21 protein-coding genes and 1 tRNA gene are annotated in these 23,351 nt (G+C 69.1%); 14 read left to right on the plus strand and 8 right to left on the minus strand.

Features of this window, described 5'->3' with window-relative positions:
* Positions 1-78: 78 nt before the first annotated feature.
* Positions 79-204 (plus strand): hypothetical protein, encoded by a 126-nt coding sequence (locus DFR69_RS35560; protein WP_261774363.1) that lies wholly within the window; start codon positions 79-81, stop codon positions 202-204.
* A 6-nt stretch (positions 205-210) separates the two neighbouring features.
* Here the strand turns inward: DFR69_RS35560 and DFR69_RS15085 are convergent, their stop codons facing one another.
* Together DFR69_RS15085 and DFR69_RS15090 are read right to left on the minus strand one after the other, a co-directional pair.
* Complete coding sequence (locus DFR69_RS15085) at positions 211-732, minus strand: very short patch repair endonuclease (protein WP_110038126.1); 522 nt, start codon at positions 730-732, stop codon at positions 211-213.
* Positions 729-1,862, minus strand: a complete 1,134-nt coding sequence (locus DFR69_RS15090; RefSeq protein ID WP_110038127.1) for a DNA cytosine methyltransferase — start codon at positions 1,860-1,862, stop codon at positions 729-731. The genes DFR69_RS15085 and DFR69_RS15090 overlap by 4 nt, the downstream gene beginning before the upstream one ends.
* Before the next feature lie 249 nt (positions 1,863-2,111).
* Between DFR69_RS15090 and DFR69_RS15095 the strand changes: the two genes are divergently transcribed.
* From DFR69_RS15095 to DFR69_RS15105, 3 genes are read left to right on the plus strand one after another with little or no spacing between them, the layout of a single operon-like run.
* Entirely contained in the window at positions 2,112-3,944 is a 1,833-nt protein-coding gene (locus DFR69_RS15095) for an ABC transporter ATP-binding protein (protein WP_110038128.1), read from the plus strand.
* Entirely contained in the window at positions 3,941-5,785 is a 1,845-nt protein-coding gene (locus tag DFR69_RS15100; protein WP_110038129.1) for an ABC transporter ATP-binding protein, read from the plus strand. The genes DFR69_RS15095 and DFR69_RS15100 overlap by 4 nt, the downstream gene beginning before the upstream one ends.
* Positions 5,786-5,834: 49 nt before the next feature.
* Positions 5,835-6,452: a putative glycolipid-binding domain-containing protein gene (locus tag DFR69_RS15105; RefSeq protein ID WP_110038130.1), complete on the plus strand. Its 618-nt coding sequence runs from the start codon at positions 5,835-5,837 to the stop codon at positions 6,450-6,452.
* 182 nt (positions 6,453-6,634) lie between these two features.
* On the opposite strand, the gene DFR69_RS15110 is transcribed toward DFR69_RS15105, so the two are convergent.
* A complete protein-coding gene (locus DFR69_RS15110; protein ID WP_110038131.1) occupies positions 6,635-7,582 on the minus strand; it encodes a prephenate dehydrogenase in 948 nt (315 codons plus the stop codon).
* Between the two features lie 58 nt (positions 7,583-7,640).
* Here DFR69_RS15110 and DFR69_RS15115 point away from each other — a divergent pair, with 58 nt between their 5' ends.
* The 4 genes from DFR69_RS15115 to DFR69_RS15130 all read left to right on the plus strand — a co-directional run bounded on the left by DFR69_RS15115 (position 7,641) and on the right by DFR69_RS15130 (position 9,140).
* On the plus strand, positions 7,641-8,180 hold the full coding sequence (locus tag DFR69_RS15115) for a tRNA adenosine deaminase-associated protein (RefSeq protein ID WP_110038132.1): 540 nt from the start codon (positions 7,641-7,643) through the stop codon (positions 8,178-8,180).
* Between the two features lie 11 nt (positions 8,181-8,191).
* Positions 8,192-8,626, plus strand: a complete 435-nt coding sequence (locus DFR69_RS15120; protein WP_110038312.1) for a nucleoside deaminase — start codon at positions 8,192-8,194, stop codon at positions 8,624-8,626.
* 46 nt (positions 8,627-8,672) lie between these two features.
* Positions 8,673-8,763, plus strand: a tRNA-Ser gene (locus DFR69_RS15125).
* Positions 8,764-8,891: 128 nt separating this feature from the next.
* On the plus strand, positions 8,892-9,140 hold the full coding sequence (locus DFR69_RS15130) for a hypothetical protein (protein WP_308633185.1): 249 nt from the start codon (positions 8,892-8,894) through the stop codon (positions 9,138-9,140).
* A gap of 1 nt (position 9,141) precedes the next feature.
* On the opposite strand, the gene DFR69_RS15135 is transcribed toward DFR69_RS15130, so the two are convergent.
* Positions 9,142-11,430: an MMPL family transporter gene (locus DFR69_RS15135; RefSeq protein WP_110038134.1), complete on the minus strand. Its 2,289-nt coding sequence runs from the start codon at positions 11,428-11,430 to the stop codon at positions 9,142-9,144.
* A gap of 141 nt (positions 11,431-11,571) precedes the next feature.
* Positions 11,572-13,866 (minus strand): MMPL family transporter, encoded by a 2,295-nt coding sequence (locus DFR69_RS15140; protein ID WP_110038135.1) that lies wholly within the window; start codon positions 13,864-13,866, stop codon positions 11,572-11,574.
* A 200-nt stretch (positions 13,867-14,066) separates the two neighbouring features.
* On the opposite strand from DFR69_RS15140, the gene DFR69_RS15145 reads away from it, so the two are divergent.
* From DFR69_RS15145 to tgt, 5 genes are read left to right on the plus strand one after another with little or no spacing between them, the layout of a single operon-like run.
* The gene (locus DFR69_RS15145; protein ID WP_110038136.1) at positions 14,067-14,663 is read left to right on the plus strand and encodes a TetR/AcrR family transcriptional regulator; all 597 of its coding nucleotides are present in this window, start codon (positions 14,067-14,069) and stop codon (positions 14,661-14,663) included.
* 51 nt (positions 14,664-14,714) lie between these two features.
* Positions 14,715-15,191, plus strand: a complete 477-nt coding sequence (locus tag DFR69_RS15150) for an RrF2 family transcriptional regulator (protein WP_110038137.1) — start codon at positions 14,715-14,717, stop codon at positions 15,189-15,191.
* A gap of 53 nt (positions 15,192-15,244) precedes the next feature.
* A complete protein-coding gene (locus tag DFR69_RS15155) occupies positions 15,245-16,978 on the plus strand; it encodes an ABC transporter ATP-binding protein (RefSeq protein ID WP_110038138.1) in 1,734 nt (577 codons plus the stop codon).
* Entirely contained in the window at positions 16,975-18,882 is a 1,908-nt protein-coding gene (locus DFR69_RS15160; RefSeq protein WP_110038139.1) for an ABC transporter ATP-binding protein, read from the plus strand. Before DFR69_RS15155 ends, DFR69_RS15160 begins: the two co-directional genes overlap by 4 nt.
* Before the next feature lie 58 nt (positions 18,883-18,940).
* Entirely contained in the window at positions 18,941-20,194 is a 1,254-nt protein-coding gene (tgt, locus tag DFR69_RS15165) for a tRNA guanosine(34) transglycosylase Tgt (protein WP_110038140.1), read from the plus strand.
* A gap of 48 nt (positions 20,195-20,242) precedes the next feature.
* Here tgt and DFR69_RS15170 read toward each other — a convergent pair whose 3' ends face one another.
* Positions 20,243-21,016, minus strand: coding sequence for a queuosine precursor transporter (locus tag DFR69_RS15170; RefSeq protein ID WP_110038141.1), 774 nt, complete (start codon positions 21,014-21,016; stop codon positions 20,243-20,245).
* 62 nt (positions 21,017-21,078) lie between these two features.
* Here DFR69_RS15170 and DFR69_RS15175 point away from each other — a divergent pair, with 62 nt between their 5' ends.
* Positions 21,079-21,618 (plus strand): DUF4190 domain-containing protein, encoded by a 540-nt coding sequence (locus DFR69_RS15175; RefSeq protein WP_110038142.1) that lies wholly within the window; start codon positions 21,079-21,081, stop codon positions 21,616-21,618.
* Between the two features lie 66 nt (positions 21,619-21,684).
* Here DFR69_RS15175 and DFR69_RS15180 read toward each other — a convergent pair whose 3' ends face one another.
* Positions 21,685-22,380, minus strand: a complete 696-nt coding sequence (locus DFR69_RS15180) for an RDD family protein (protein WP_110038143.1) — start codon at positions 22,378-22,380, stop codon at positions 21,685-21,687.
* 42 nt (positions 22,381-22,422) lie between these two features.
* Positions 22,423-23,349 carry a tRNA glutamyl-Q(34) synthetase GluQRS gene (gene gluQRS / locus DFR69_RS15185; protein ID WP_110038144.1) on the minus strand — a complete coding sequence of 309 codons (927 nt, stop codon included), beginning with the start codon at positions 23,347-23,349 and terminating at the stop codon, positions 22,423-22,425.
* Positions 23,350-23,351 lie beyond the last annotated feature (2 nt).

A 23,351-nucleotide genomic window follows, 5' to 3' on the forward strand; every position in this document is an offset into this window, starting at 1 on the left:
TGGTTTCATCACAGCGCGCACAGGTTGCTGTCAGGTTCACCGGGCAGGCTGGTGGTCGTCACCGAGCAGGAGGTCTGGATGAGCTACGTGATAGCACTGGCGGGTTTCGCCATGGTCCTGGCGATGGCGGTCTCCGGATTCGCCGCAGCCAACGCGCCGAAGTCGCTGGTGCGCGTCCGCGTGCGCGCCGACCGGCGCCGCTGAGTTCGTCTACTTCCGCTTGCCACGCCCTGAGTGGCGTACGAGTTCTTCGACCAGCGCGCCGATCCGCTCGGCGGCGATCCGCGGGTCCTCGTGTTCCCACACCCGCACGACCTGCCAGCCCGCCTCGCGCAGCGCGGTGTCCGTCGCCCGGTCCCTGGCCACATTGCCCGCCAGCTTGTCAGCCCACCACTCGGCGTTGTTCTTCGGCGCGGTCGCGTGGACCGGGCAGCGATGCCAGAAGCAGCCGTCCACGTAGACGGCGAGCCGCAACCTGGGAAACACCACATCGGCGCGTCGGCGCTGGCCCTTGATCGGCGGGCGGTCGACGAAATAGCGCAGGCCGGCACGGTGCAGTTCGCGGCGCAGGGCCATTTCGGGATCGGTGTGCGCCCGGCGTTGCCGCGACATCCGCGCACTGGTCGCGGCATCGGTCACGAGCGCCTTCGCGACGCGTTTCGCGGCGGGCGGCAGCGGGTCGGCGGGCAGCGCCGGTGGCGGATCCTGGTCGTCGGCGCGCCGCGCGGTCATGCCGCCCAGCCGCCCATGCGGTCGAGGTGATCGCGCACATCGTCGAGGAAGCCCGGCGGGAAGCGCAGATTGCCCATCGATGTGCGGCGCAGGAAACCGGCCGTGGCCCGCGGCGAGAGCAGGCGCGGCTCGGTCAGGAAGTTCTTCAGATCCTCGTACGGCTCGTGCACCGGCCAGGTCGACAGCGGCACCCGATGCACCACGCCCGCCCTGCCCCACGCCGCGCTCGGCCACGGCGATCCGGCCCGCAGCGGTTCGCCCAGGGTGAGCGGCGTCGACGGCGCGGCCAGCCGTTCGCCTACCCAACCCGCCATCCGCACGCTGACCGCGTTGCCGACCAGCTTCCAGCGATGACCCTGCCGGACTCCCGGCACGTCCAGCGCGGGCGCGGTCCAGTCGGCGGCGAAGCCCTGTAATCGCTCACCGTCGACGATGCCGGGGGTGACGATCTCGCCCGCGGGCAGCCGGACCGCGGGCGGACTCGCGATCCCGAGGCCCGAACCACCCTTCAAGGTCGGCACCGCGTTCACCGCCCAGCCGAGGCCGCGCACGCCCTCGGTCCAGTAGAAGCCGCACGGATCGCGGTCGGGATCGCCGTACTCGCGCGGGCCCGCGTCGTCACCGAACAGCACCTCGCGCGGGTCCTCGGTGCGCGAGGCCAGCATCAGCACCCGCTGACGCCGCTGCGGTAAGCCGAACGCGCGCCCGTCGACCACGCGATAGGCCCACTGGTACCCGAGCTCCTCCAGCGCGCCGGTGATGTGCCGCATGGCCTCGCCGCGACCGAGCTGCAGCATGAACGGGACGTTCTCGATCAGCAGCCAGCGCGGCCCGCGCTGCCGTTTCACCAGCCGGAACACCTCTTCGACCAGTCCGGAACGGCGGCCGGTGATGCCGGCGGTGCGGCCCGCCTGGGACAGGTCCTGACAGGGAAAACCGGCGGCGACCAGCTCGGTGCCGCCGGGGAGCGAGCGCAACTTGGTGATGTCACCGTGCAACTCGGTGTCGGGGAAGCGCGCGGCGAGCACACCCTGGGCGCCGGGATCGATCTCACACAGCAGCTCGGTCGACCAGCCGTGGGCGCCGAGGCCGAGTTCGAGGCCGCCGATTCCGGCGAACAGCCCGACCATCCGCGTCAACGGCCCTCCTGTGTCGTGGGGACTTGCTGTCCGGCTACTCGCGCCTGCGGCGCATTCTATCGGCCGCTGATCAGCGCTCCCCGCCGCCGATCGAGGACGCCGGGTCCGCCGGAAAATCAGTGGCTCGCGACGGTACTCCGGTGGGACTCTGGAAGGGCCGACTTGTCGGACCCCGGTGCGAACATCACCTGGCGTCCGTTCCGGAAACCAACCATCCACCGGACACCAAGGGGGAGAGTCTTGTCTGTCACTTTGGAGCTGGCGGCCACCGAATCGGAGGCCGACAGATCGGGGCGGCCCGCGCCGCGGCCCAGCGCGGGATTGCGATCGCTGCGGCGATTCCTGCCCTTCCTGCGGCCCTACCGGGTGCCGTTGATCGCGGCCAACGTGCTGGCGATCGTCACCGCGAGCACCGCCATCGTGATCCCGCTGGTGATCGCGCGGGTGGTCGACGGGCCGATCGCGCGGCGGGATTTCGTCGGGCTGCTGGCGCCGGTCGCGCTGATCTTCGTGCTCGGCGCGATGGAATCGTTCGGCATGTGGGGGCGGCGGTGGCTGGTGTCGAAACCCTCGACGCTGTTCGAGATCCGGATGCGCGCCAAGCTTTTCGCCCAGCTGCAAGCGCTGGCGATCGGGCGACACGACGGCTGGCAGTCGGGCCAGCTGCTCTCGCGCGCCATCGACGACCTGTCGGTGCTGCGCCGGTTCGTCGCCTTCGCCGGACCGTTCCTGATCGTCAACGGTGTGCTGCTACCGATCGGCCTCACCGCGCTGTTCGTGATGAATTGGCAAGTGGGCCTGATCTTCACGGTGGTCTCGCTGCCGCTCACGGTGGTGTGCGCGCGGTTCGTGCGGCGCTTCGAAGTGGCCTCGCGGCGCTCGCAGGACCAGGCGGGCGACCTCGCGACCATCGCCCAGGAATCGGCGCAGGGCGTGCGGGTGCTCAAGGCGCTCGGGCGCGGCGCGTTCTTCGGCGCGCGCTTCACCGCGGTCTCGCGGGAACTGCAGCGGACCGAACTGGAGAAGGTGCGCTTGGACGCCACGCTGTGGGCGTCGCTGGTCGCGCTGCCGACGGTCGCGATCGCGCTGTCGCTCGGCGTCGGCGGCCACGCGGTCGCGCGGGGCACGATGACGATGGGCACACTCGTCGCGAGCATCACGCTGGCGACCTTCCTGCAGTGGCCGATCATCTGGATGGGCTTCCTGCTCTCGGAACTGTTCGAGGCGCGCACCGCGGCCGACCGGTACTGGGAGATCATCGACACCCCGCTCGACATCACCGATCCGCCCCAGCCGGTGGAGTTGCCCGCCGCCCCGCGCGGTGAGCTGGTCATCGACCATGTCCGCTTCGCCTACCCGACCGGCGACGACGGCGCGGACAAGGCGGTGCTGGAGGACGTCTCGCTGCGAATCCGGCCGGGCGAGACGGTGGCACTCGTCGGCGCGACCGGCAGCGGCAAGACCGCGCTGCTCGAACTCGTGCCCCGGCTCTACGACGTGGACTCCGGCCGCATCACCATCGACGGCATCGACATCGCCACGCTGCGCCTGGCCGACCTGCGCCGGATCGTGACGGTGGCCTTCGAGGAGCCGGTGCTGTTCTCGGCCAGCGTCCGCGAGAACGTGGCACTCGGCGACCCGCGCGCCTCCGACGCCGATGTGCGGCAGGCGCTCGACATCGCGCAGGCGAGCGAGTTCGTCGACGCGCTGCCGTGGGGTCTGGACACCAGGATCGGCGAGCAGGGCATGAGCCTGTCGGGCGGCCAGCGGCAGCGCCTTGCCCTGGCCAGGGCGGTGCTGACCGGCGAGGCGGCGGCCGAGCACGGCCGGATCATGGTCCTCGACGATCCGCTCTCCGCGTTGGACGTGGAAACCGAAGAGCGCGTGCAGGATCGGCTGCGCTCCGTGCTCTCCGGCGCGACCACCCTGCTGGTCGCGCACCGGCCATCGACCGCCGCGCTGGCCGACCGGGTCGCCCTGCTCGCCGACGGCCGCATCGTCGCCGAGGGCACCCACGAGAAGCTGCTGCGCTCCAACAGCCGCTACCGCGAACTGATGGGAGGTGAATCATGACCACCGATACCGCGATACAGCCCGCGCCTGAACAGGAGGCCGACTGGCGCGGCATCGCCAAGGAGGACGACGCCGTCACCGGCACCGGAAACCTGGTGCTGGCCGGACGTTCCCGGCGGCTGCTGCTCGACCTGGTGCAGCCCTATCGCAAGCAGGCGATCCTCACCTTCGTCCTGATCTTGCTCGACAACGCGGCCAAGGTCTCGCTGCCGCTGTTCATCGCCTACGGCCTCGACCATGGCATCAGTCAAGGCCGCCAGGGCAATTGGACGCCGATGATCGCGACGGTGGCCGGGTTCGTCGCGGTGACGCTGCTCTCGGGCCTGACCACCTTCCTGTTCCTGCGGGCCTCCGGCTCGCTGAGCCAGAAGGTCCTGTTCGACCTGCGGGTGCGCGCGTTCCAGCACACGCAGCGGCTGAGCGTGTCGTTCCACGAGAAGTACACCTCGGGCAAGGTCGTCACCCGGCTCACCAGCGATATCGAGACGCTCCAGGAACTGCTGGAAGGCGCGCTCAACCAGGCGTTCAGCGCGGTGCTCTCGGTGCTCACCATCGCGGTGCTGCTGGTCTGGCTCGACCCGATGCTCGCCTCGATCGTGCTGCTCGGGTTCGTGCCGCTGGTGCTGGTCACCCGGTGGGCGCAGCGGCGCCAGCGAGCGGGATACCGGCGCACACGCGGGGCGATCGCGCGCGTGGTCGTGCAGTTCGTCGAGTCGATGAGCGGCATGCGCGCGGTGCAGGCGTTCCGGCGCGAGAACCGCAATCTGGAGGTGCTCGGCGCCGAGGACAGCGAGTACCAGCGGGCGACCACCACCGCGATCCGCGGCATGGGCGACTACGTCGGCCTGTCCAACTTCATCGGCAAGGTGACCACGGTGATCGTGCTGCTGGTCGGCGCCTGGCAGGTGATGGAGGGCCATCTCGCGATCGGTGTGCTCGCCGCCTACCTGCTCTACCTCGACCAGTTCTACGGCCCGCTCGACGAGCTGGCGCAGGTCTTCAACTCCTATCAGTCCGCCGCGGCGGCGCTGGAGAAGATCTCGGGCGTGCTCGAGGAGGAGCCCGAGGTCGCCGAGCCCGCGCAGCCGGTCGCGCTGGACCGGGCGAGCGGCGCGGTGCGGATGGACCGGGTCTGGTTCGGCTACCACGCCGACGCGCCGGTGCTGCCGGAGTTCGACCTGGAGATCCCGGCCGGGCAGGTGGTCGCGCTGGTCGGCGCGACCGGCGCAGGCAAGTCGACGCTGGCCAAGCTGCTCACCCGGTTCTACGACCCGAGCGGCGGCACGATCACCCTGGACGGCGTCGACCTGCGCGAGCTGGCCGACCCGGAGCTACGCAGGCACATCGTGATGGTGACCCAGGAGGCGTACCTGTTCTCGGGCACCATCGCCGACAACATCCGCCTCGGCAGGCCCGACGCCACCGATGCCGAGGTGACGGCGGCGGCGCGGGCCGTGGGGCTGGACGCGTTCGTGCGCTCCTTGCCCGACGGGTACGCCACCGACGTCCGCACGCGCGGCGGCAGGCTCTCGGCCGGGCAGCGTCAGCTGGTGGCCTTCGCCAGGGTGTTCCTCGCCGACCCGGCGGTGATCGTCCTCGACGAGGCCACCTCCAGTCTGGACATCCCGGGCGAGCGGCTGGTCCAGCACGCGCTGGAGACGTTGCTGCGCGGCCGGACCGCGGTGATCATCGCGCACCGGCTCTCGACGGTCGCCATCGCCGACCGGGTGCTGGTGCTCGACGCGGGCCGGGTCGTCGAGGACGGCGCACCCGCGGAATTGATCGCCGGGCAGGGCCGCTTCGCCGGCTTGCACGCCGCATGGCGGGATTCGCTGGTCTGATGCCACCGTGTTGTACAGCAGCGGGGCTGGTGTCGCTTACCGTAGAGAGGTGACGACCCCAGCCCCGGGCCCAGCCGACGGCCCCACCGAGATCAAACCGGCCTCCCGGTGGCCCGCGGTGCTCACCTGGCGGGCCCACGACGAGACCCGGATGGAATCGGTCCGGGTGACGCTCAACGGCAATCGGATCAGGGCGGCGGGCCGGATGATCGGCAGCGGATGCGATGAGCACCCGCCGTTCAGCGCGTCGTACGACCTGGTCACCGACGAGGCGGGCGCCACCCGCCGGCTCTCGCTGCGCACCACCACCGCCGCGGGCGAGCGGCACGCCTCCATCTCCCGCGACGAGGAGAACTACTGGCTCGTCGACGCGGGCGGCAGTCACGTGCGCTCCACCTTCGCCGGCGCGCTCGACGTCGACGTGGTGTTGAGCCCGTTCTTCAACACGCTGCCGATCCGGCGGTTCGGCCTGCAGAACGCGGTCGGCGACATGCAGGTGCCGGTCGTGTACGTGCGACTACCGGATCTGCTGGTGCAGGAAGCCGAGCTCACCTACTCGAGCGCGGCCGACGGCATCAACGTGCTCTCCCCGGTCTCCAGTGCCACCCTGACCGTCGATCCCGAGGGTTTCGTGCTCGACTACCCGGGTCTCGCCGAACGGGTCTGACGCCGAAACCACTGGCGCGGAACATGTTCCCTCGCCTACCGGCCGCGGTGCGCACCCGGCCGTGGCGGACGCCCGCCGTGACACCGTGACCGGCAGTGGGCGCGCCGAGGAGCGGCGAACCCGGACGTCACGGCACGCGGTCGGCCGGTCGCGGTGGGCCCACCGCTCGGCCGAACGCCCACTCACAACACGCGCAGGACACCGCCGCGCTGACCGGCCCGGCGCAGTTCGCTCAGCCAGCCGTCCTCGCCGGGCACGATGCCGGTGATGTCCCACCGCGCCCGCGCCTCGTACGCGGTCCGCCCTCGGTAACCCGCCTCGACAACGTCGCCGAGCGTGCCGTTCGCCGCCAGCGCGTCGCGCGCGGTGACCAGGGCGGTGATCGTCTCGTCGAGCACCCGCCCGAGAGCGGTGGCGTTCGGTTCGCAGATCGCCCGCACCAGGTCCGGCGCGGTGCCGGCGACACGGGTGCCGTCGCGGAACGAACCGGCGGCCAACCCGAGCGCCAGATCTCCGCCCGCCGCACCGGCCGCGGCCAATGCCTCGGCCAGCACATGTGGCAGGTGCGAGATGCGCGCGACGGCCTGGTCGTGCTCGTCGGCGACCACCGGGACCACGACCGAACCGCAGTCCAGCGCCAGGCGCACTACTCGTTCCCACGGCTCCACGCCCGTGCCCTCGTCGACGCCCACAGCCCACACCGCGTCGCGGAACAACTCGGAATCGGTTGCCGACCATCCTGATTCGGAGGTTCCCGTCATCGGATGCCCACCGACGAAGCGGGCGCCGAGCCCGCGCTCGCGCACGGCGTCCAAGACCGGTCGCTTGATGCTCACCACGTCGGTGAGCGCGCAGTCCGGCGCCAGCGTGGCGATCTCGGCCAGGATCGGCGCGACCGCGGGCATCGGCACCGCGAGCACCAGCAGCGCGTCCTCGGCCGCGGCCCGGCGCAGCACCGCGCCGAGCTCGGTCGACACGTCGAAACCGTCGCGGCGCGCCGCTTCAGCGCCCGCGGCCGACCGGTTGTACCCGAACGCCGGATACCCCGCCGCGACGGCGGCGCGCAGCAGTGAGCCGCCGATCAAACCGGTTCCGAGGACGCAGACAGGCGCACGCTGGGCGAGGGTCATCGGAACAGATTGGCACACGAGTTCATCATTGCGGGCGGGACAGACTACCGTTTGGTCCATGGCAGCACAGCGCTCGGGCTCGAACAGGGCGACGTCGGACGACGACTACGACGTCGAGGGGTTCGCCGTCGCGGTGGTCCGCGAAGAAGGCACGTGGCAATGCAGTCCACTGAGCCACGACGCCCTCGTCGACCTGTCCGTCGCCGAGACCGAATTGAAGGCATTGCGCAGCTCCGGGGCGGTATTCGGGCTGCTCGACGTCGATGACGAATTCTTCATCGTGGTGCGCCCCGCGCCGAGCGGCACCCGCCTGCTCATCTCGGACGCGACCGCCGCGATCGACTACGACATCGCCGCCGACGCCCTCGACGCGCTCAACGTCGAGATCCCCGACATCGACCCCGACGAGCTCGACGACATCGAACCGTGGGAAGAGGGCGACCTCGGCGTGCTCGCCGATCTCGGCCTGCCCGAACCGGTGCTCAGCGTCATCCTCGCCGAGACCGACCTCTACCCGGACGAGCAGCTCGGCATGATCGCCCAGCGGCTCGGGTTCGCCTCCGAATTCGCGGCGGTCCTGGACAAACTGCCTCGGTGACCGACGAGGACATGCTGCGCGCCGCGATCGCGGCCGCCGCCGACGCCGACCCGCGCGATGTGCCGGTCGGCGCCGTCGTCTTCGACGCCGAAGGTCGTGAGCTGGCGCGCGCGACGAATGCCAGGGAAGCACTGGGCGATCCGACCGCGCACGCCGAGGTGCTGGCGCTGCGCGCGGCGGCGGCCGTGCACGGTGACGGCTGGCGGCTGGAGGGCGCGACGCTGGCTGTCACGCTCGAGCCGTGCACCATGTGCGCGGGGGCTCTGGTGCTGGCCAGGGTCGGCAAGGTGGTGTTCGGCGCGTGGGAGCCCAAGACGGGCGCCGTCGGCTCCCTCTGGGACGTGGTGCGCGACCGTCGCCTCAATCACCGGCCCGAGGTGCGGGGTGGAATCCTCGAAGCCGAGTGCGCCGCCCTCCTGGACGAATTCTTCCGAACCCAGCGCTGACCAGCCGATTTAACGATCGGGGACCCACTCCGGTATCGTAGGCGGCGGTGGCGTGTCCGAGCGGCCTAAGGAGCACGCCTCGAAAGCGTGTGACGGGTAACCCCCGTCCGAGGGTTCAAATCCCTCCGCCACCGCCACGGAGCCCCTCACCTGATATGCCAGGTGAGGGGCTCTTTTTCGTCGGCTGTTCACTCGGTACGGCCCTTCCCACCGGGGCGGGAGTAATAGACTGGTAGTACCGAAATCCGGGAAGGAACGATGTCATATGCGCGGGCGACAGCCGCCACCCGCGAAGTCCGGGATCGGGCTCGGGGGGAAGCTCATGGTTCTCGTCGTCCTCGGCTGGGTGGCCGTCGGGCTGCTCGCCGCGGGCCAGCGACACTACTTCGCGTCACTGCCCAAGGAATGCTCGGCCTGGGCGACGATCGCGGTCACCGCCGCCGCGGGTCCGGCCAACTACATCGGCCTGAACCCGCGGGTCAGCGAGTGCGAAGTACCGCAACCGAGCCAGTAGCTCAGGGCAGCGCGGGTTCCGGGGTCTTGCGCTGATCCTGGAGCTCGCGCAGCCGGGCGCCCTCGACGTCGATGTCGGGGACGATCTTGTCGAGCCAGGCCGGCATCCACCATGCCCATTTCCCGAGCAGCACCAGCAGCGCGGGGATGAGCACCATGCGGACGACGAAGGCGTCCAACGCGACGCCCGCCGCCAGCGCGAAGCCCATGGACTTGGCCGTCACGTCGGTCTCGAGCAGGAACGAGCCGAACACCGAGATCATGATGATCGCCGCGGAGGTCACCACGCGCGCGCCGTGGTGATAGCCCTTGACCACCGCGTCGGTGGGGGAGGCGCCGTGCACGTACTCCTCGCGCATGCGGGTCACCAGGAACACCTGGTAGTCCATGGCCAGGCCGAACACCAAGCCGATCAACATGATCGGCAGGAAGCTGACCAGTGGATGCGGGTCCTGGATGAGCCCGAGCTTGCCCTCCTGGAAGATCAGCACGGTCGCGCCGAAGGTGGCCGCCATGGACAGCAGGAAGCCCAGCGCGGCCGTGAGCGGGACCAGGATCGAGCGGAACACCAGGATCAGCAGGACGAACGCCGCGCCCGCCACGATCGCCATGTAGGGCACGATCTTGCTGAGCAGCACGTGGTCGATGTCGGCGTAGATGGCCGTGGTGCCGGTGATGCCGTACGACATCTTGTACTGATCGTGCAGCGCGGGTTCGGCGTCGCGGGCCGACTGCACCAGATCCTTGGTCGACTGGGCGTTCGGTCCGGCGTTCGGAATGCCGTTGATCAGCGCGCCCGCGCCGTCCTCGCTCATCTGCGGCTCGGTGACCAGCTCCATGTCCGGGTTGGCGGCCAGCTGCTCGCGCAGCGCGGCGAGCGCGGCAGGGCGCTGGTCGGCGGGCGTCTCGCTGAGGTCGACCGCGATCTGCAGCACGCCGTTGCTGCCTTCGCCGAAGCCCTCGGTGCGCAGGTCGTAGGCCTTGCGCACGGTGGTCGACTCGGGCAGTGAATCCTCGCCCGGCAGGCCGAGATTCAGGTTCAGCGCGGGCGCGGCCAGCAGGCCGAGCACCACGATGGCCAGGATCATCGTCACCGCGGGCGCCTTCGCGATCACCCGCGCGACGCGCATACCGTTGGTGACGACCGTGTCGTCCTCGGGATCGTGCTGGGCGATGCCGGGCAGTTTCGGTTTGAACAGGGCCTTGCCGAACGCGCCGAGCAGAGCGGGCATCAGGGTGATCGCGGTGAGCACGGCGAAGGCCGCCGCGATCGCGCCGCCCAGACCCATGAAGGTCAGGAATCGCACGCCGACGATGCTCAGCCCGGCCAGCGCGATGATCACGGTGAGACCGGCGAACACGACCGCCGAGCCCGCGGTGCCGAGCGCGGTACCCGCGGCTTCCTCCGGCGAATCCTGCACCGCCAGTTCGTGTTTGTACCTGGACACGATGAACAGCGCGTAATCGATCGAGAGCGCGATGCCGATCATCGAGGCCAGGAAGGTGGTGAAGCTGGGGATCGAGAGCACCGAGGTGGACAGGAAGATCAGCGAGGTCGCCGCGCCGAGGCCGACGATCGCGGTGATGATCGGCACGAACGCGGCGACGATCGCGCCGAACGCCACGACCATGACGACCAGGGCCACGGCCATGCCGATCATCTCGGACTTGCCGCTCGGCATCTCCTGCTCCATCGCGATGGTGCCGCTGATCTCGACGGTGAGTCCGGCCTGCCGGGCAGCGTCACCGACGGCGTACGCGGCATCGCGGTTCTCGGCGGTGATGTCGGCGAATTCCTTGATGGTGAACGGGACGCTGAAGTAGGCGACGGTGTCGGGCGCGGTCTTGTTCAGCACGTTCACCGGTGCGCCGCTGCACGTCGACGGGTCCCGTTCGGCGCCGAGGCAACCCATCTCCTCGGCCATGGTGATCGGGTTCGGTATCGGCTTGCTGTGGTCGACGATGTCGAGCTGCTCGAGCCGGCCGATGAGCGCGTCGATCGCCTCGCGGTTGGCCGGGTCGGTGAGCTTCTGCCCGGCGGGCGCGCCGACAACGTAGGTGCCGGTCACGGCGTCGAAAGCGAAGGCCTCCGACATGCCGGGGAAGTGTTTGTCGAGGATCTCGGTGGCCCGCTCCGACGGCAGGTTGGGCATGCTGAAGTCGTCGGTCATCGGTTTCTGCAGCTGGGCGCCGAGGCCGCCGAGCACGAAGAAGCACAGTAACCAGACGGGGAGCACGATCCACTTGCGGCGGAAGGCCAGCTTGCCCCACCGGTACAGATAGACGGACACGGTTCTCTCCTCGGTGATCGATGCGAAGCGCGGATCGGGAGTACAGCCGGTCTTGCTGGTTCCGAGTCTGCCAGTCACTCTCGGAAAAAACGACGACCCCGCGATCCACCAGGGATCGCGGGGTCGGGCGAGGCGGACCGATCAGCCGACGGCGACCGGCTGCTTCACCGTCTCGGCGCTCTGGGCGCGCAGCTGCTCGAGCTTGGAGCCCTCGACGTCGATATCGGGGATCACGCGGTCGAGCCACTTCGGCATCCACCAGGACCACTTGCCCATGATGACCAGCAGCGCGGGCACCACGACCATGCGGACGATGAAGGCGTCGATCGCGACACCGGCGGCCAGCGCGAAGCCGAACGACTTCGCGGTGACATCGGTCTCCAGGATGAACGAGCCGAACACCGAGATCATGATGATCGCCGCCGAGGTCACCACGCGGGCGCCGTGGTGGTAACCGGCGACCATGGCGTCCTTGGGCGACTTGCCGTGCACGAATTCCTCACGCATGCGGGTCACCAGGAACACCTGGTAGTCCATCGCGAGGCCGAACACCAAGCCGATCAACATGATCGGCAGGAAGCTGACCAGCGGTTGCGGATCCTCGATCAGGCCGAGCCAGCCCTCCTGGAAGATCAGCACGGTCGCGCCGAAGGTGGCCGCCATCGAGAGCAGGAAGCCGAGCGCCGCGGTGAGCGGGACCAGGATCGAGCGGAACACCAGGATCAGCAGGACGAACGCGGCGCCTGCCACGATGGCCAGGTACGGCACGATCTTGCTGAGCAGCACGTGGTCGACATCGGCGTAGATGGCGGTGGTGCCGGTGATGCCGTACTCCATGCCGTACTGGGCCTTCAGGTCCTGCTCGGCGCCGCGCGCCTCGGCGACCAGGTCCTTGGTGGCCTGGTTGTTCGGCCCGGACTTCGGGACGCCGTTGAGCATGGCGCCCTGCTTGTTCTCGCTCCACTGCGGCTCGGTGACGTAGTCCATGCCCTCGTAGGAGGCGAGCCGCTCGCGCAGCGCGCCGACCGCGGCCTCGCGCTGGCCCTCGGGCACCGCGCTCAGATCGGTGACGACCATGAGCACACCGTTGCTGCCCTCACCGAAGCCCTCGGTGCGCAGCTCGTAGGCCTTGCGCACGGTGGAGGTCTTGGGCATCGAATCCTCGCCGGGCAGACCGAGGTTCAGCCCGGCCGCCGGTGCGGCGAGCGCGCCGAGCACGACCACCGACAGGATCAGCGCGACCCACGGCGCCTTGCCGATGAGGCGGCCGAAACGCTGGCCGAGGGTGACCGAGTTCTCGTCCTCGGGATCGTTCTGCGCGACCAGCGGCAGCTTCGGCTTGAACAGCGCCTTGCCGAAGGCGCCCATCAGCGCCGGCATCAGCGTGATGGCGGTGAGCACCGCGAACGCGGCCGCGATCGCGCCGCCGAGACCCATGAAGGTCAGGAACTGCACGCCGACGATGCTGAGCGCGCCGAGCGCGATGATGACGGTCAGACCGGCGAACACCACGGCCGAACCGGCGGTGCCGAGTGCGGTGCCCGCGGCCTCCTCGGCCGATTCCCGCACGGCCAGTTCGTGTTTGTAGCGCGAGACGATGAACAGCGCGTAGTCGATCGAGAGCGCGATGCCGATCATCGAGGCCAGGAAGGTGGTGAAGCTGGGCACCTCGATCACCGAGGTACCGAGCATGATCAGCGAGGTCGCGGCGCCGAGGCCGACGATGGCGGTGACGATCGGCACGACCGCGGCGACGATGGCGCCGAAGGCCACCACCATCACGATCAGCGCGACACCCATGCCGATCATCTCGGACTTACCGCTGGGCTGCTCCTGCTTGGCGGCGATCGAGCCGCTCATCTCCACGGTGAGCCCGGCGTTGCGGGCCTCGCCGGCGACGTCGTAGGCCTTCGCGCGCTCCTCGTCGGTCACCTCGGTGACGCCGGAGATGGTGAACGGCACGCTCAGGGTCGCGACGGTCTTGGGTTCGGTCGCGTTCAGCACGTTGAGCGGAGCACCCGAGCACACCGACGGATCGGGGGTGGCGAGGCAGCCCATCTTCTCGGTCAGGTCGACCGGGTTCATCAGCGGCTTCTCGTGATCGACGATGTCGAGGCCGTTGAGCTTGGTGATCAGGGCGTCGATCGCGGCGCGGTTGGCCGGGTCGGTGAGCTGCTGGCCCTGCGGCGCGGCGATGACGTAGGTACCGGACACGGCGTCGAACTTGAACTGCTCGGACATGCCGGGGAAGTGCTTGTCGAGGATCTGGTTCGCGCGCTCCGAGGGGAGCGACGGCATCGAGAAGTCGTTGGTCATCGGCTTGCTGAGCGAGGCGCCGACGCCTCCGAGCAGCAGGAACAGCAAGAGCCAGACCGGTAGCACGATCCATTTACGGCGGAAAGCGAACTTTCCCCATCGGTAGAGGTATACGGACACGAGGGTGCTCCTAGCGCGAAGAACTCGGGTGGGATCAGGCTCGTAGACAGCACTCGCGGGTCACCCCTGACGACCCGCCTCCACATCGTCGTTTTCTGCCTACCGTGCGGTAGGTAGACTACCGAGGTAATAAGTGGAGAGGCAACCTCAGTTTTCGGGGCTGCACGAGAGGCTACCCGGAGTCATGGAAGGATTGCCGCATGGCAGCGCGAGAGATCGCCGACACCGTTACCGCAGGTGGAGGCACTAAAAAGGCGATTCGTGACGCCGCGGTGCAGCTCTTCACCGCCAAGGGGTTCGAGCAATCGAGCCTGCGTGAGGTCGCCGATATGGTGGGAATCACAAAGGCCTCGCTCTATTACCACTACCCGTCGAAGCTGGATCTGCTGCTCGCGATCATCGATCCGATCATCGATCACCTGCGCGGGGTCACCGAGGACATCGACGCGGTTCCCTACGACGACGAGGGCATCCGCGCCGTGCTGCGCGGCTACCTGCGCGGCATGATCCGCTACCGCGACGCGGGCGCGCTGTGCGTCCGCGACACCGCCGCGATCGTCCACGCCATCGCCGACCGCTATCCCGACCTGCTGGAACCCACCCGGGGCATGCGGATCTGGCTGGCGGGCCCCGACCCGACCCCGGCCGCGCTGCTGCGGGCCGCGGCGGCCATCGAGGTGCTCGGGGTGGCGCTGTTGTCGAGCGAATTCGCCCCGGACGCGCCCGACGAGCTCGTCGAGAAGACCCTGCTCGACGCGGCGATCTGCGTGCTGACCGGTTGCGCGCATTCCTCGTGAGCGGTCGGCCGCCGACCGCCGCCGCCCGGCGCACCGCGTAAGTTCGAGGCCGTGCATATCTCCGCCAGGGTCGATTTCGCGGTGCGTACGCTGCTCGAGCTCGCCGCGGCCGACGGAGTCGTCAAGGCCGAGGCGATCGCCGCGGCCGCGCAGATCCCGCCCAAGGTGCTCGAGTCCGTGCTCGCCGAGCTGCGCAGGGCCGAGCTCGTCCTCAGCAGGCGCGGGCCCGACGGCGGCTACCGGCTCGGGCGACCGGCGACGGAGATCTCGGTGGCCGATGTGATCCGCGCCGTCGAATCCCCGCTGGCCTCCGTGCGCGGCCAGCGGCCCGAGGACGTGCGCTACCCGGGCGCGGCCGAACCGTTGCAGCGGGTGTGGATCGCGCTGCGGGTCAACATCCGTGCCGTGCTGGAGAACGTGTCGATCGCCGATATCGCGGCCGACCAGCTGCCCGGTTTCGTCGGCGAGCTGATCGCCGACCCCGGCGCGTGGGCGCGGCGCGAGCCGCGGGCCTCGGCGACACCGTGAGGAGCCAAAACAGCAGGGCATGGGCTACCGGTGCGGGGTAGCCTTCGACCATCATGTTGATCACCCTGCTGCGGACCTATCTGGCCCCTTACCGCACCCAGCTGGCCGGGGTCATCGTCCTCCAGCTGGTGTCGGTCATCGCGATGCTCTACCTGCCCAGCCTCAATGCCGATCTGATCGACAACGGCGTCACCAAGGGCGATATCGGCTACATCTGGACCACCGGCCTGTGGATGCTCGCGGTCAGCTGCGTGCAGATCGTGGCCTCGGCGTCCTCGGTGTACTTCGGCGCGCAGGCGGCGATGGGCGCCGGCCGGGACATGCGCGGCGGCGTGCTGCACCGGGTCGAGACGTTCTCGGCGCGCGAGGTCGGCATGTTCGGCGCGCCGTCGCTGATCACCCGCTCGACCAACGACATCCAGCAGGTGCAGCTGCTGATCGTCATGTCGGTGACGATTCTGGTGATGGCGCCGATCATGTGTATCGGCGGCATCATCATGGCGGTCCGCGAGGACTTCGGACTGTCGTGGCTGCTGCTCATCGCCGTCCCGGCGCTCGCCATCGCCATGGGCACGATCGTGGCCCGCATGGTGCCGAGGTTCCGCGAGATGCAGGCGCGCATCGACGACGTGAACCGGGTGCTGCGCGAGCAGATCACCGGCATCCGTGTGGTGCGGGCCTTCGTCCGGGAACGCCAGGAGATCTGGCGCTTCGGGATGGCCAACACCGCGCTCACCGACACCGCGCTCGCGGTCGGCAGGCTGATGGCGCTGATGTTCCCGACGGTGATGCTGATCAGCAACGTCACCGCCGTCGCGGTGATCTGGTTCGGCGGCCACCACGTCGACAACGGGACCATGCAGATCGGCTCGCTCACCGCGATGCTGTCCTACATCATGCAGATCCTGATGGCCGTGATGATGGCCTCGTTCCTGGCCATGATGGCGCCGCGCGCCGCGGTCTCGGCCGACCGGATCGGCGGGGTGCTCGACACCGAGTCCTCGGTCCGCCCGCCCCGGCTGACGCAGCCCTTCGCCGCCGACCCGGCCCTGGTCGACATGCAGTTCGCCGAATTCGCCTTCCCCGGCGCCGAGAAGCCGGTGCTGCGCGGCATCCGCTTCCAAGTGGCGCCCGGCACCACCACCGCGATCGTCGGCTCCACCGGTTCGGGCAAGACCACGCTGATCAACCTGATCCCGCGGCTGATCGACGTCACCGACGGCGCCGTGTACGTGGGCGGCACCGACGTGCGTCATCTCGATCTCGAAAGCCTGCGCGGCGGCATCGGACTCGTCCCGCAGAAGGCGTACCTGTTCTCCGGCACCGTGGCGAGCAACCTGCGCTACGGCAAGCCCGACGCCACCGACGAGGAACTGTGGCGCGCGCTCGAGGTCGCCCAGGCGGCCGATTTCGTGCGCGAGATGCCGCAGGGGCTCGAGACGCCGGTCGCGCAGGGCGGCACCACCGTCTCCGGCGGCCAGCGCCAGCGGCTGTGCATCGCCCGCGCCCTGGTGCGCAGACCGCGCGTCTATCTCTTCGACGACTCCTTCTCCGCGCTCGACGTCGCCACCGACGCCAGGCTGCGCGCCGCGCTGAAGCCGGAGACGGCCGACGCGTCGGTGATCATCGTCGCCCAGCGCATCGCGACCATCCGTGACGCCGACCAGATCGTCGTCCTCGAGGACGGCGCGATGGCGGGTCTCGGCACCCACGACCAGTTGATGCAGCGGTGCCCGGAGTACCGCGAGATCGTCGAGTCCCAGCTCAGTGTGGAGGAGGCTCGATGAGGCCAGGTGCTCCCGGCCCCGGCGCCCCGGGTGCGAAGGCCAAATCGTTCGGACCCTCGCTGAAGCGGCTGCTCGGCAGGCTCGTGCCGGAGCGGTTCACCGTCGGGGTGATCATCGCGCTGGTGATCGTGTCGGTGGTGCTCAACACCCTCGGCCCGTACCTGCTCGGCAAGGCCACCAACCTGGTCTTCGACGGGTTCGTGGGCAAGCAACTCGATCCGCGCCTCGACAAGGAACAGACCGTCGCGCTGCTGCGTGACCGGGGCGAGAACACCCGCGCCGACATGCTCTCGGCGATGGATGTCGTGCCCGGGACCGGCATCGACTTCGACGCCGTGGCCAGGGTGCTGCTGCTCGTGCTCGCGCTCTACGTCGCGGCCTCGGTGTTCGGCTGGCTGCAGGGCTATCTGCTCAACGTCGTCATCAACCGGACCGTGAAGCGGCTGCGCGACGAGGTCGAGGACAAGCTGCACCGGTTGCCGCTGCGCTACTTCGACACCTCCCCGCGCGGTGACGTGCTCAGCCGCGTCACCAACGACGTCGACAATGTCTCGCAGAGCCTGCAGCAGACGATGAGCCAGCTGCTGGTCTCGCTGTTCACCGTGGTCGGAATCCTGATCATGATGTTCTGGATCTCGCCGCTGCTGGCGCTGATCGCCCTGCTCACCGTGCCGGCCGCGATCGTGGTCACCGCCCAGATCGCCAAGCGGTCCAAGCCGCACTTCGTCGACCAGTGGAGGTACACCGGCGCGGTGAACGCCTCGGTCGAGGAGGCCTACACCGGCCACGAGATCATCACCGCCTTCGGCCGCAGCCGCGAGGTCGGCAAGGAATTCGACGAGCGCAATCAGAAGCTCTACGACGCCAGCTTCAAGGCGCAGTTCATCTCCGGCCTGATCATGCCGGCGATCATGTTCCTCGGGAACGTGAACTTCGTGTTCATCGCGCTGGTCGGCGGGCTGCGGGTGGCCACCGGCAATCTCTCGCTCGGCGAGGTGCAGGCCTTCATCCAGTACTCGCGCCAGTTCAGCCAGCCGCTCACCCAGATCGGCGCGATGGCCAACCTGCTGCAGTCCGGTGTCGCCTCCGCGGAGCGGATCTTCGAGATCCTCGACGCCGACGAGCAGAGTCCGGACCCGCTGGTGGAGAACTCGCGTCCGGTCGATCGCGGCCGGGTGGAGTTCGAGGCGGTGTCGTTCGGCTACGAGCCGGACGTCCCGATCATCGAGCGGCTCTCGCTGGTCGCCGAGCCGGGGCACGTGATCGCCATCGTCGGCCCGACCGGTGCGGGCAAGACCACCCTGGTCAACCTGCTGATGCGGTTCTACGAACTCGACGCGGGCACCATCACCATCGACGACGTCGACATCACCACCATCAGCCGCGATCACCTGCGCTCGCGGATCGGCATGGTGCTGCAGGACACCTGGCTGTTCAAGGGCACGATCCGGGAGAACATCGCCTACGGCAATCCGAACGCCTCCGAGCACGACATCCAGGCCGCGGCCCGCGCCGCCTACGTCGACCGGTTCGTGCACTCGCTGCCCAACGGCTACGACACGGTGATCGACGAGGAGGGCGGCGGCGTCAGCGCCGGCGAGAAGCAGCTGATCACGATCGCCCGCGCGTTCCTGGCCAAGCCGTCGATCCTGATCCTGGACGAGGCGACCAGCTCGGTCGACACCCGCACCGAACTGCTGGTCCAGCAGGCCACCGCGGCTTTGCGCCGCGACCGCACCAGCTTCGTGATCGCGCATCGTCTCTCCACCATCCGCGACGCCGACCTGATCGTGGTGATGGAGAAGGGCCGCATCGTCGAACACGGCGACCACGAGCGGCTGCTCGAGGAGCGCGGGGCGTACTACCGCCTCTACAACGCCCAATTCGCCGCGGCGGAACTGTAGCCCCGGATACCGCGGAGCCCCCGGATACCGCGGTCACCGGCCCTGGCACGATGGGCTGGTGGCCGATCCCAGCGAGTTCTCCTTCACCGTAGGCACCCGTCTCGACGGCGGGCGGCACGGACGTACCGGCGTCATCGGTACCCCGCACGGCGAGATCGCCACGCCCGCCTTCATCCCGGTCGGCACCAAGGCCTCGGTGAAGGCGGTGCTGCCCGAGACCATGAAGGACCTCGGCGCCCAGGCGCTGCTGGCCAACGCCTACCACCTGTACCTGCAGCCGGGCGCCGACATCGTCGACGAGGCGGGTGGCCTCGGCCGGTTCATGAACTGGGCCGGGCCCACCTTCACCGACAGCGGCGGCTTCCAGGTGATGTCGCTGGGCGTCGGGTTCAAGAAGGTGCTGGCCATGGAGGCCGTCGACATCCGCTCCGACGAGGTGATCGCCGAGGGCAAGGAACGCCTGGCCACCGTCGACGACGACGGCGTCACCTTCCGCTCCCACCTCGACGGTTCGAAGCACCGCTTCACCCCCGAGGTGTCGATGGGCATCCAGCACCAGCTCGGCGCCGACATCATGTTCGCCTTCGACGAGCTGACCACCCTGCTGAACACCCGTGGCTACCAGGAGAAGTCGCTGCAGCGCACGCACGAGTGGGCGCAGCGCTGCATCGATGAGCACGAGAAACTCACCGGCGAACGCGGCCACCGCCCCTACCAGGCGCTGTTCGCGGTGATCCAGGGCGCGCAGTACGAAGACCTGCGCCGCAAGGCCTGCCGCGACCTCGAGACGATCCGCGGTTCGGGCGGAACGGAATTCGACGGCTACGGCATCGGCGGCGCGCTGGAGAAGCACAACCTCGGCACCATCGTCGGCTGGTGCTGCGACGAGCTGCCCGAACACAAGCCGCGGCACATGCTCGGCATCAGCGAGCCCGAGGACATGTTCGTCGCCATCGAGAACGGCGCCGACACCTTCGACTGCGTGAATCCCTCACGGGTGGCGCGCAACGCGGCGATCTACGTCGACGAGGGCCGGTTCAACATCAACACCAGCCGCTTCCGGCGCGACTTCACCCCGATCGACGAGAACTGCGACTGCTACACCTGCGCGCACTACACCCGCGCCTACCTGCACCACCTGTTCAAGGCCAAGGAGATGCTCTCGGCCACGCTCTGCACCATCCACAACGAGCGGTTCACCGTCCGGCTCGTCGACCGGATCAGGGCCAGTATCGAGGGCGGCTACTTCGACGAGTTCAAGTCGGAGTTCCTCGGCCGGTGGCAGGGCCGGATCAAGGCGCCCGGCGCCTAGAGACGCGAAGCGGCGGACCGGAATCCGGCCCGCCGCTCGAACCCGCACTCAGTCGTGCAGGGCGTCGGCCTTCGCCGGCGCGTAGGTCGGTTCGGTCTTCTTGAGTACCGCGATCACCCGGTAGGTGATCGGCATGACGATGATCTCGACCAGTGTCTTCCACAGGAAGCCGACGATCACGTAGTTGACGAACGACTGCCAGCTGTCGATGCCGATGGCGGTCGCCGCGATCGAGCAGAAGATGAGGGTGTCGGCGAACTCGCCGACGACGGTGGAGCCGAGCAACCTGGCCCACAGGTGCTTCTCCTTGGTGCGCTCCTTGATCAGCACCAGGGTGGCCGAGTTCAGCAGCTGACCGACGAAATACCCGGCCAGCCCGGCGAGTACCAGCTGCGGCGTGGTCCCGAGGACCGTGCGGAACGCCTCCTGGTTCTCGTAGAAGCCGGCGGCGGGCAGGCGGATGGCGATCGCGAACGCGCCGACGGTCAGCAGCAGCGCGGCGAAGCCGGTGTAGATGGCGTGGCGGGTGGCGCGGAAGCCGTACACCTCGCTGAGCACGTCACCGAGGATGTAGGCGAGCGGGAAGAGGAAGAAGGCGCCGTCGGTGGCGATCGGCAGGATCTGCAGTGGCCCGAGCATCACCGAGGAGTCGGCGAAGAACTCGACACCCTTGGTGGCGCAGATGTTCGAGATGATCAGTGTCGCGGTGAAAACGGCGACGATAACCGGATAGAACCCCCGCGCGACCTGGGCGAATGCCGCGTGTTCGGGCGCGGGGTGTCCAGATTCGGCGGGTTTGTCGAGCGAGTTTGCGTCAGTCACGGCCTCTATCCAACCAAGGTCGGGGTACCTCACGGGCGGCGGTTGTGGAATAGGCTGTACCAATGACGAATCCCGGCGATTCCGACGAGTGGTGGAAGCAGTACGGCGGCTCCGGCGTGTCGCCGGAGTCCGGCGCGCCGGGTTCGGTGCCGCAGTACCCCCAGCAACAGCCGTCGCAGCCCTCAGCGCCCCAGTACCCGCAGCAGCCGGTCCCGCCGCCGTCGCAGCCGCAGTACCCGAACTACCAGCAGCCGTCCGCGCCGCAGTATCCGCAGCAGCCGCCGGTCTACGGCGCCACCCCGGCGCCGGGCTACCAGCCCTACGGCGCGTACCCGCAGCCGCAGGGAACCAACGGGCTCGCCATCGGCGCGCTGGTGTCCTCGCTGGTGGGGCTGTGCACCTGCATCGGCTCGATCGTGGGCATCATCCTCGGCGTGATGGCGCTCAACCAGATCAAGGAGCGCGGCGGTGAGGGCCGCGGCATGGCGCTGGCCGGCATCTGGATCGGCGCGATCACCCTCGTCCTGGGCCTGCTGTACGTGGTGTTCGTCATCGTGCTCGGCGTAGCGGGCGGACTGGATTCGTCCACGTCGACGTACTGACCGTGAAACGAGATCAGGGGCGCTTCCGGATCCGGAAGCGCCCCTGACGTTTTCGTCAGCTGATGATCAGCCCTTGACGACCTGCGTGCCGCCGGCGAACTTGTCGTGCCAGCCCTGCTTGTTCGGGTCCTGGGAGATGGTCACCATGATGTAGATGGCCAGGCCGAGGCTCACCAGGCTGCCGACGCACGGGATCAGGCCGACGATCTGGAACAGGTTGCGCTTGGCCGACTGCTCCGGGGTCAGGTTCGGCGCACCGCCGGGCGCGACGACGCGCAGGCCGAGCATCTTCTTGCCCAGCGAGGTGCCCTGGGTGACTTCCATCGCGATGAAGTAGCCGTAGAGCGCCAGCGAGCCGACGAGGCCCTGGACGATCTGGGCGGTGGTGCCCGTGAAGATCAGGTACACCACGATCGCCACCGGAATACCGACGATCAGGTTGTCGATGATGCGCGCGCCGATCCGGATGCCGAGATCGGCGGGCTGCACGCCACCGTAGTTCTGCTGGCCGTACGGGTCCTGCGGGTAGGAGGGCTGGCCGTACTGGTCCTGCCCGTACACCGGCTGCTGCTGCTGGCCGTAGGGATCCTGGTTGTAGCCGGGCTGGGGCTGGCCGTACGGCTGCTGCTGCCCGTACCCCGGCTGCTGGCCGTAACCCGGCTGCTGCCCGTAGCCGGGCTGCTGGCCGTAGGGGTCCTGGCCGTAGCCGCCGGGCTGACCGCCCTGCGGGTACTGATTGGGGTCGTAACCACCGCTGGTCATAATTCGTCCTCGTCGTGATCAGTAGATCGGTCGCTGCGTACGTTACGGACATCCCTCTGGTCGGAACAACCCGATGGGCTCGAGTATCCACGGTTTCACCGGGATGCGCTGGGGCTCGAACACTTCCCGGAGCTCGGCTGTTGTGCGCGCGGTGTAGCCGAGCGAATTCGCGATCGCCGCAACCACATCCCCGGGCGTGTTGCCCAGGGCGCGCTGGTCGGCGAGGCTCACCGCGCCGTCGCGCTTGGCCAGACGCTTGCCCTCGCGATTGAGCACGAGCGGCACGTGCGCGTACACGGGCGCCGGCAGGCCGAGGAGTTCGGCGAGATAGGCCTGGCGGGGCGTCGAGGCGAGCAGGTCGTCGCCGCGGACCACCTGATCGATGCCCTGCGCCGCGTCGTCGACGACGACGGTCAGGTTGTAGGCGGGGACGCCGTCGCCGCGGCGCAGCACCAGATCGTCGACCGCTCCGCGATATTCGCCGTGCAGCAGATCGGTGATCACGTACTCGTCGACATCGGCGCGCAGCCGGATCGCGGCGGGCCGGCCCTGTGCGCGCCTTTCGGCACGCTCTGCCTCGGTCAGGTCGCGGCAGGTCCCGGGGTAGGCGCCCATCGGGCCGTGTGGTGCCGTGGCGGCCTGCTGGATCTCGCGCCTGGTGCAGTAACACTCGTAGGTGCGCCCGGCGGCCGTGAGCCGGGCGACGGAGGCGTCGTAGCTCGGCAGCCGGGTGGACTGATACACGACGGGGCCGTCCCAGTCGATGCCGACGGCGGCGAGGTCGTCGAGCTGGCGTTCGGCGGCACCGGGGCGGACGCGGTCGAGGTCGTCGACGCGGAGCACGAACGCGCGCCCGGTGGTACGGGCGAAGAGCCAGGCCAGGATCGCGGTGCGCAGATTGCCGATGTGCAGGTCACCCGAGGGGCTCGGGGCGTACCGGCCCGCGCCGGTGGATGGGCTGGTTGGCACCG

This window comes from Nocardia neocaledoniensis (genome assembly GCF_003182135.1).
Taxonomy (GTDB): domain Bacteria; phylum Actinomycetota; class Actinomycetes; order Mycobacteriales; family Mycobacteriaceae; genus Nocardia; species Nocardia neocaledoniensis.